The sequence below is a fragment of the Bradyrhizobium sp. PRIMUS42 genome (genome assembly GCF_023006515.1).
GTDB lineage: Bacteria > Pseudomonadota > Alphaproteobacteria > Rhizobiales > Xanthobacteraceae > Bradyrhizobium.
Window position 1 is genome coordinate 1 of record NZ_JALBGZ010000239.1, and the last position, 8491, is coordinate 8491.

Here is an 8491-nt window from a genome sequence, read left to right on the forward strand (position 1 = left end):
ATAAAGCGCCATCGCCGCGGCGGTCGGCACGAGGCCGGTGCCGCGTCGCTCGAACAGCTCCATCTTCAGCAGCGCCTGGAAGTCGCGCAGCAAGCGGCTGACCGCGGGCTGGACGCCGTCAACGGCATGGTCGAGGCGATCACCGAAGCGGTGCGCGTCAAGGCGCGGCCCTTTTTCGGCATCTGCGTCGGCATGCAATTGATGGCGAGCCGCGGCAAGGAACATGTCATCACCGAAGGCCTGGGCTGGATCGGCGGCGACGTCGAGAAGATCACGCCGCGCGACGAGAGCCTGAAGATCCCGCACATGGGCTGGAATACGCTCGAGGTGCTGCAGGAGCATCCGGTGCTGAACAAGCTGCCGCTCGGCCCCAAGGGCCAGCACGCCTATTTCGTGCACTCCTACCACCTCAACCCCGCCAGCGAGGCGGACGTGCTCGCGCGGGCCGATTACGGCGGGCCTGTCACCGCGATCGTCGGCAAGGACACCGCCATCGGCACGCAGTTTCACCCCGAGAAGAGCCAGCGTTTCGGTCTCGCTCTGATCTCGAACTTTCTGCGATGGAAACCGTGATGGATTCGACGGCTTTCATCTCGTCATTGCGAACGCAGCGAAGCAATCCAGCGTCTTTCCGCGCCGGCAGTCTGGATTGCTTCGCTGCGCTCGCAATGACGGAGTGCTTAGCTGACAAGTCCGTCCCCATGACGGGGACGAGAGCAGGTACGACATGATTCTCTTCCCCGCGATCGACCTCAAGAACGGCCAGTGCGTGCGCCTCGAGCAAGGCGACATGGCGCGCGCGACCGTGTTCAACCTCAATCCTGCAGCGCAGGCGCAGAGCTTTGCCGAGCAGGGTTTTGAGTATCTCCACGTCGTCGACCTCGACGGTGCCTTTGCCGGCAGGCCGGTGAATGCCGAGGCTGTCGAGGCGATGCTGAAGACGATCAAGATCCCGGTGCAGCTCGGCGGCGGCATTCGCGATCTCAAAACCGTCGAAGCATGGCTCGCCAAGGGCATCACCCGTGTCATCATCGGCACCGCCGCGGTGCGCGATCCGGAGCTGGTGAAAGCTGCCGCGAAAAAATTTCCCGGCCGCGTCGCGGTCGGGCTCGATGCGCGTGACGGCAAGGTCGCGGTCGAAGGCTGGGCGGAGACTTCGCAGGTGACGGTGCTCGAGATCGCGCAGCGCTTCGAGGACGCCGGCGTTGCCGCCATCATCTTCACCGACATCGCGCGCGACGGCCTGCTCAAGGGCCTGAACCTGGATGCGACCATTGCTCTGGCCGACGCCATCTCGATTCCCGTGATCGCCTCCGGCGGTCTCGCCTCGATCGAGGACGTCAAGGCGATGCTGACGCCGCGGGCATCGAGGCTCGCCGGCGCGATCGCGGGGCGCGCGCTTTACGATGGCCGACTCGATCCCGCCGCCGCCCTCACTCTGATCCGCAGCGCACGCGCGCCTGGGAGCTGACACATGTTCAAGGTGCGCGTGATCCCCTGCCTCGACGTCAAGGACGGCCGAGTCGTCAAGGGCGTCAACTTCGTCGATCTCAGGGATGCCGGCGACCCCGTCGAAGCCGCGATCGCCTATGACGCGGCCGGCGCCGACGAGCTCACTTTCCTCGACATCACCGCGACCCACGAGAATCGCGGCATCATGCTGGACGTCGTCCGCCGCACCGCGGAGGCCTGCTTCATGCCTGTCACCGTCGGCGGCGGCGTGCGCGAGGTCAACGACATCAAGACGCTGCTGCGCGCCGGCGCCGACAAGGTCTCGATCAATAGCGCGGCGGTGTCGCGGCGCGAGTTCGTCAAGGAAGCGGCCGAGAAATTCGGCGAGCAGTGCGTTGTGGTTGCGATCGATGCCAAACGGGTGAAGCGCCCGGGCGGCGACCGCTGGGAAATCTTCACCCACGGCGGCCGCAATTCGACCGGTATCGACGCCATCGAATACGCACAGGAAGTCGTCGCGCTCGGCGCCGGTGAGATCCTGCTGACCTCGATGGATCGCGATGGCACGAGGCAGGGATTCGACATCCCGCTGACCCGGGCGATCGCCGACAGCGTTCCCGTTCCGGTGATCGCATCGGGCGGCGTCGGCAATCTCGACCACCTCGTCGACGGTATCCGCGACGGACACGCCACAGCTGTGCTCGCCGCCTCGATCTTCCATTTCGGGGAATTCACCATCCGCGAAGCCAAGGAGCACATGGCCCGGCGCGGACTGGCGATGCGCCTCGATGCCTGACGACTCCCGTTCGCAAAAGTGCTACATGAGGCGACGGGGAATGGCCTCCGTGGCCAAGTCTGTTGCCAAGCGTGTTTCCGAGTAATTCCGATGCCGCGTTTCACGATCCACGATCTGGCCGAGACCATTGACGCCCGCGCCGCCGCCGGTGGCGAAGCGTCCTATACCCGCAAGCTCCTGGACAAGGGCGCCGAGCATTGCGCCAAGAAGTTCGGCGAGGAAGCAGTCGAAACCGTAATCGCAGCAGTCGAAAACGATCGCGCGCATCTGATCGCCGAAAGCGCCGACCTGCTCTACCATTTCCTTGTGTTGCTCAAGGCACGCGGCGTAAAGCTGGAAGAGGTCGAGGCGATGCTCGAGAAGCGAACGACGATGTCGGGCTTGGAAGAGAAGGCGTCGCGCAAGGGCGGTAACTAGTCGAGTGGAGAGGTCGCGTCATGGATATCCGCGCACCCGAGCAGCAGTATAATCCGTACCGCGTCTATACGCGCGAAGAATGGTCGCGGCTGCGCGACGACACGCCGATGACGCTGGAGCCGGGCGAGTTCGACCGGCTGCGCTCGCTGCACGACCGCTTGGACTTGCAGGAGGTCGAGGACATCTATCTTCCGTTGTCGCGCCTGCTCTCGATCTATGTCGACGCGATGCAGCGCCTGTATTACGCCGAGCGCCAATTCCTCGACATCCGCGACCGCAAGGTGCCTTATATCATCGGTGTCGCCGGATCGGTCGCGGTCGGAAAATCCACCACGGCCCGCGTGCTTCAGGCGCTGCTGGCCCGCTGGTCGCCCCGGCCGAAGGTCGAACTGATCACGACCGACGGATTTCTCTATCCCAACGCGGTGCTCGAGCGGCAGGGCATCATGCAGAAGAAGGGCTTTCCGGAAAGCTACGACCTGCCGCTGCTGCTCAGCTTCCTCTCCGACATCAAATCCGGCCGCCGCCACGTGCGCGCTCCGGTCTATTCGCATCTGACCTACGACATCGTGCCGAGCCAGTGGGCCGAGGTCGATCAGCCCGACATCCTGATCGTCGAGGGCGTCAACGTGCTGCAGACCGGCAAGCTGCCGCGCGATGGCAAGGCGGTGCCCGTCGTCTCCGACTTCTTCGATTTCTCGGTTTATATTGACGCCGACGAAGCGGCGCTGCGGCAATGGTACATCAAGCGCTTCCTGGCGCTGCGTGACACCGCGTTCACCAACCCGAAATCCTATTTCAACCGCTACGCGCTGCTGTCGGACGAGGAAGCCACCGCCACGGCGATCGCGATCTGGGAGCGCACCAACCTCGCCAATCTCGAGGACAACATTCTGCCGACCCGCCCCCGCGCGACGCTGATCCTGAAGAAGGGCGCCGACCACACGGTGGAGAGCGTGGCGCTGCGAAGGCTGTAGCCGCGGCGGTCGGTGGACGGCCTTCAAAATTTCAGACTGAGTGTCTTTTGTTGCAGACCGACCAAGGGTATTCCGTTATGGAATCCGAAAACGCTGATGGCCCATGGTTGATCGTCTCAGAAACGCCGCCGAGCATCTCGAAGCACCGACCTGCCCGGATTGCCATATCGAGATGAGGTGGTACCGATCCGAACTGCTCGCGGACGAGCCGGTCCCGATCATCGCGCATCTCTTCGTCTGCCCGCATTGCAAACGCGCGGCCCAGGCCGACACCATATTCAAGGCCGCCCAAGTCCCACCTGAGAAACTTTCTGCGCCGCCCTTTCTCGCTCATGCCCCATGAGGGGTCGCCGCTCCTGCAAAGCCATTATCCTCCGCCGATCCAGGCGAAGGTATAATCGTAGGTTGGCCGGGAACTATGTCTGCTGGAGAGCCGTTGAGCTAGGCAGGCCATCCCACGAGCACCTTCAGGACAGAAATGAGCCAAACGCCACTCGACGAGATCGGGGACGGCCGCCGCCTTGAATTGCTCGTCAACGCGATCGTCGATTACGCCATCTTCATTCTCGACATCGACGGCACCGTGAGAAGCTGGAACGCGGGGGCCGAGCGTCTCAAGGGATATTCCGCCAGCGAGATCGTCGGCAAACCGTTTTCAGTGTTCTACACGCCTGAGGACCGCGCGGCGGGTTTGCCCGGGAAGGCGCTGGCGACGGCGCGTGAGACGGGACGCTTCAATTCCGAAGGATGGCGCGTCCGCAAGGATGGCAGCAGGTTTTGGGCGCTCGTCGTGCTCGATGCCATCAAGGACGAGCAGGGTCGGTTGATCGGCTTCGCCAAGGTGACGCGTGACATCACCGAACGTCAGCAGGCCCATCTCGATCTGTTGGAGAGCGAGCGACGCTACCGCCGATTGATCGAGGCCGTCATTGACTATGCCATCTTCCAGCTCGACCGCGAGGGCAACGTGGCGAGCTGGAATCCCGGCGCCGAGCGCATCAAGGGCTACGCACCGAATGAGATCATCGGGCGCCACTTCAGCCAGTTCTATACGCCCGAAGATCTCGAAATCGGAGTTCCGAAACGCGCCCTGGCGGAAGCTGCCGAGCACGGCCGCTTCGAGGCTGAAGGCTGGCGCATGCGCAAGGATGGGTCGCGCTTCTGGGCGTCGGTCGTCATCGATCGGATCGTCGACGAGGAAGGCCACATCGTCGGCTTTGCAAAGGTCACCCGCGATCTCACCGAGCGCAAGCATGCTCAGGACGAGCTCAAGCAGGTCCAGGAGCAGCTGGTTGCGTCTCAGAAGCTCGAAGCCGTCGGGCAGCTCAGTGGTGGCATCGCGCACGACTTCAACAATCTGCTCATGATCGTGCTTGGGAATATCGAAACCGCCGAGCGCAATGCCCGCCACTTGGCCGGCAGCAGCAATCTGCAGCGCTCTTTAGCGCATGCCAAGCGTGGCGCCCAGAGAGCTGCGGCGCTCACCAGCCGTCTCCTGGCTTTCTCCCGCCGGCAGGCGCTCGATCCGAAACCGATCAACGTCAACAACTTCCTCAACGGCGTGCAGGAATTTCTCCAGCGCACACTGGGCGAGCGCGTTGAGGTCGAGGCGGTCGGGAGCGCCGGTCTCTGGCAAATCGAGGCCGATGCCAATCATCTCGAATCGGCCATCATCAATCTCGCGATCAACGCCCGCGACGCCATGCCGGAAGGCGGCAAGCTCACGGTCGAGGCCGTGAACGTCGCGGCCGACGATGATTACAGCCGGCTCAATCCCGAGCTGTCTCCCGGCCAATACGTCGCCATCTGTGTGACCGACACCGGAAGCGGAATGGCCGCGGACGTCGTCGACCACGCCTTCGAGCCGTTCTTCACGACCAAGGAGCCGGGCCACGGGACCGGGCTCGGACTCAGTCAGGTCTACGGCTTCGTCAAGCAGTCCGGCGGGCATGTGAAAATCTATAGCGAGATCGGCCACGGTACGAGCATCAAGATGTATTTCCCGCGCTACCACGGCGCGCTCCAGGCGGCCGTGAGCGAGCCGGACGATGTCTTGCCTGAAGGAGAAAAGGTCGAGACCATTCTCGTTGTTGAAGATGACGCCGACCTCAGGGCCTACGTGTCCGATGTGCTGCGCGATCTGAACTACCGCGTCGTTTCTGCCCCGAGTGCCCAGGGAGCGCTGACGATCCTGTTGCAGGAGGAGCCCAAGGTGAGCCTGCTTCTCACCGATGTCGTCATGCCCGGAATCAATGGGCGTGAACTCGGGAGACGCGCGCAGCAGATCCGGCCGGGATTGAAGATCCTCTACATGACCGGCTATTCCAGGAATGCCGTGGTCCATCAGGGACGGCTCGATGAAGGCGTGGACCTGCTCGAAAAGCCGATTTCCCAGGCAAAGCTGGCGCTGCGCGTGCGCGAGGTACTGGACCGACCGCTTAAGGAATGAAGGTCACTCCTTGACGTCCCGCCGCGCCTTCGAGGTCACGAAGATGCGCCACGCCGTCAGGAACATTGCGGCGACGAGTGGGCCGATGACGAAGCCGTTCGCTCCTAAAACCGCAAGGCCGCCCAGGGTGGCAAGCAGCACGACATAGCTCGGCATTTGGATCGACTGGCCGACCAGGATCGGGCGGAGAAAATTGTCGGCAAGACCGATCACGAAGGTCCCGAAAGCGAGCAGGATGATGCCCTTCGTGACCGAGCCGGCCACGAGCAAGTAGATTGCGACCGGAACCCAGACCAGCGCGGAGCCGAGCACAGGCAGAAGCGAAAGCAGCGCCATGACGGCACCCGCGAGCAAAGGCGCAGTCAGGCCGAGCAGCCAGAAGATCACCCCGCCAAGCGCTCCCTGGATCAGGGCAACCAATATGATCCCTTTGATCGTCCCGCGAACCGCCAGGGTGAAGGCATCCAGGACCTCGGCGGTCTGGCTCGGCCGCAGCGGCAGCGCATTGCGGATGCGTATGTTGAGCTCGTCACCATCGCGCAGGAAAAAGAACAGCAGGTACAGCATCACGAGCAAGCTTGCGACGAATTCCAATGTCAGCTGACCGAAGTTGATCGCATGGCCGGCCAGCTGCTGGCCGGCCGGGACGACCAGGCTCGACAGGCGCTCCTTCAGGGCCGAGAAATCGATGCCGGCCAGGCGATCCGAGAGCGAAGCAGCCCAGTCGGGCAGCGCGGATTTCAGCTGCTGCAGGGGATGAGCCAGATTGATCTCCCCGGACTGAACGCGCTGATACAGCTCGCCTCCCTGGTCGACGAGCGAAGCGATGATGACCCCGACGGGGATCAGGACCATGACGACCACGGCGACGACGGTGGAAAGTGCGGCAACGTTGCGCCATTTCGGGAACATTTCTACGCAACGTCGATAGAGCGGCGCGAAAATGATCGCGAGCAGCGTGGCCCACAACAATGCGCCAGAGAATGGCCAAAGCAGCCAGCCGAACGCGACGGAGATCACGCCAAGCCAGACGAGGAATGAGCGGTCTTCCGATGTTCTCACGTGTCGCCGGCCCTCCAGTCGCACCTCTCGGGACGTTGGTATCACAGGACTGTGGCGGAGCGGCAAGTCACGCCCGCCTCGGTCGCGACGGGGCGCCGAATTGGATCGGTCACTTGCCGGTGTTCGCAGCCCAATCGGCAATCTTGATGCGTCCCGCAAAGGTGGCGGGGCCAGAGCCACCGGCCTTGTAGACGAAGGCTTCGCCTTCCTGCACGTCGCCAGCCTCCTTGCCGAAGGCGTCTGCGATGTTGGTCTTGTGGGTGACCAGGAACGTGTTGGTGCCGGCTTTCGGAGGCGCGTCGACGAGCTGACGCACGGCCTGGCCGGCCTTTGCATTGGCGCCGGTCGGGTTTGCTATTCCCGATGCGCTGGCGTTGCTGCTGTCCGTCAACGCGTCAACCGGCTTGACCTCGCGGCCGGAGATCAGCTTGCCGGCCTCGACCGCGCGGTTCAGCCGGCTGGTGTAGACATCCCCGATCGGAACCGCGAGCTCCTTGACGGCCGCCCCGATCTGGCGCGCCATGTCCCTGCCCTTTTCGCTGAGCTGACGCTGGGCACTCATGTCGTCGAACTTGAAGGGGTAAACGTCCTTTTGGCTGTCGTCAGTGGCGGTGTGCCGAAAGATCAGGACAAAGCCGCCTTGCTTGAGCGAGGCGATGAGCTCCGGCGTATCGGCCGCGGCGTGGCGGGGCATTCCAGCGAGAAAAACAACGAATGCGAGGCGGCAAAGCACGTTCATGCGCAAAGTCCTTCGTTGCAAAACGCCCCCAGCTTATGGTGACGCGCAAGGCGGTCGATTTCAATTATCGACTGCTCGCCGCGATGAAGGTTCCCGCGAAATTCCGGGTCAGACGGCCAGCCGCCGTGATGCCGCCAGGCCAGCCAGCGCCTCTTCAAGCTTCTCCCGGTCGAGCGGCTTGATCAGAAATCCGTTCATGCCTGCCTCGAAGCAGGCATAGCGATCCTCCACCAGCGTGTTGGCGGTGAGCGCGAGGATCGGCGTGTGATGGCCGCCGGTGGCGGCCTCATGCGCGCGAATGCGTTTCGTCGCCTCGATGCCGTCGAGCTGCGGCATCTGGATATCCATCAGCACGAGATCATAGGGCGTGCCGGCCGATGAAGCGGCGAGCCATGATTCCAGCGCGGCCTCGCCGTGGACGGCGATGACGACGCGATGGCCGAGTTTCGTCAGCAGCGAGCGCATCAAGAGCGCGTTGATCTCGTTGTCCTCGGCGACGAGAATCGAAAAGCCCTTTGCTTGAGTCGCGCCGGTCGCTTCGGCCGGTGGTTCCGGCGCGAGATCGGGTGAGGCGACCTCCGGCGTCCGCCCGAGGCGCG

The 8491-nt window shown here is 63.4% G+C and carries 10 protein-coding genes; 7 read left to right on the top strand and 3 right to left on the bottom strand.

Annotation, left to right across the window (positions count from 1 at the left end):
* The 7 genes from hisH to MOV75_RS18735 all read left to right on the top strand — a co-directional run.
* A partial coding sequence (gene hisH / locus MOV75_RS18705) for an imidazole glycerol phosphate synthase subunit HisH (protein ID WP_247006350.1) occupies nt 1-573 on the top strand: 573 nt, incomplete at its 5' end.
* 154 nt (nt 574-727) lie between these two features.
* Nucleotides 728-1471, top strand: coding sequence for a 1-(5-phosphoribosyl)-5-[(5-phosphoribosylamino)methylideneamino]imidazole-4-carboxamide isomerase (gene hisA / locus MOV75_RS18710; protein WP_246923355.1), 744 nt, complete (start codon nt 728-730; stop codon nt 1469-1471).
* Between the two features lie 3 nt (nt 1472-1474).
* Nucleotides 1475-2248: an imidazole glycerol phosphate synthase subunit HisF gene (gene hisF / locus MOV75_RS18715; protein ID WP_100175253.1), complete on the top strand. Its 774-nt coding sequence runs from the start codon at nt 1475-1477 to the stop codon at nt 2246-2248.
* Nucleotides 2249-2338: 90 nt separating this feature from the next.
* A complete protein-coding gene (locus MOV75_RS18720) occupies nt 2339-2665 on the top strand; it encodes a phosphoribosyl-ATP diphosphatase (RefSeq protein ID WP_246923351.1) in 327 nt (108 codons plus the stop codon).
* A 20-nt stretch (nt 2666-2685) separates the two neighbouring features.
* A complete protein-coding gene (gene coaA / locus MOV75_RS18725) occupies nt 2686-3642 on the top strand; it encodes a type I pantothenate kinase (protein ID WP_246923348.1) in 957 nt (318 codons plus the stop codon).
* A gap of 103 nt (nt 3643-3745) precedes the next feature.
* Nucleotides 3746-3985, top strand: a complete 240-nt coding sequence (locus MOV75_RS18730; protein ID WP_247006352.1) for a hypothetical protein — start codon at nt 3746-3748, stop codon at nt 3983-3985.
* Between the two features lie 135 nt (nt 3986-4120).
* A complete protein-coding gene (locus MOV75_RS18735; RefSeq protein ID WP_246923340.1) occupies nt 4121-6091 on the top strand; it encodes a PAS domain-containing sensor histidine kinase in 1971 nt (656 codons plus the stop codon).
* Between the two features lie 3 nt (nt 6092-6094).
* On the opposite strand, the gene MOV75_RS18740 is transcribed toward MOV75_RS18735, so the two are convergent.
* The 3 genes from MOV75_RS18740 to MOV75_RS18750 form a co-directional block, all read right to left on the bottom strand.
* A complete protein-coding gene (locus tag MOV75_RS18740; protein ID WP_246923330.1) occupies nt 6095-7153 on the bottom strand; it encodes an AI-2E family transporter in 1059 nt (352 codons plus the stop codon).
* A 109-nt stretch (nt 7154-7262) separates the two neighbouring features.
* Nucleotides 7263-7892, bottom strand: a complete 630-nt coding sequence (locus MOV75_RS18745) for a histidine phosphatase family protein (protein WP_246923325.1) — start codon at nt 7890-7892, stop codon at nt 7263-7265.
* A 108-nt stretch (nt 7893-8000) separates the two neighbouring features.
* A partial coding sequence (locus tag MOV75_RS18750; protein ID WP_247006354.1) for a response regulator occupies nt 8001-8491 on the bottom strand: 491 nt, incomplete at its 5' end.

Excerpts from the sequence above, each read along its gene's own strand:
- hisA (WP_246923355.1), top strand. The coding sequence starts at position 728 with ATGATTCTCTTCCCCGCGATCGACCTCAAGAACGGCCAGTGCGTGCGC.
- hisF (WP_100175253.1), top strand. The coding sequence starts at position 1,475 with ATGTTCAAGGTGCGCGTGATCCCCTGCCTCGACGTCAAGGACGGCCGA.
- MOV75_RS18720 (WP_246923351.1), top strand. The coding sequence starts at position 2,339 with ATGCCGCGTTTCACGATCCACGATCTGGCCGAGACCATTGACGCCCGC.
- coaA (WP_246923348.1), top strand. The coding sequence starts at position 2,686 with ATGGATATCCGCGCACCCGAGCAGCAGTATAATCCGTACCGCGTCTAT.
- MOV75_RS18730 (WP_247006352.1), top strand. The coding sequence starts at position 3,746 with ATGGTTGATCGTCTCAGAAACGCCGCCGAGCATCTCGAAGCACCGACC.
- MOV75_RS18735 (WP_246923340.1), top strand. The coding sequence starts at position 4,121 with ATGAGCCAAACGCCACTCGACGAGATCGGGGACGGCCGCCGCCTTGAA.
- MOV75_RS18745 (WP_246923325.1), bottom strand. The coding sequence starts at position 7,892 with ATGAACGTGCTTTGCCGCCTCGCATTCGTTGTTTTTCTCGCTGGAATG.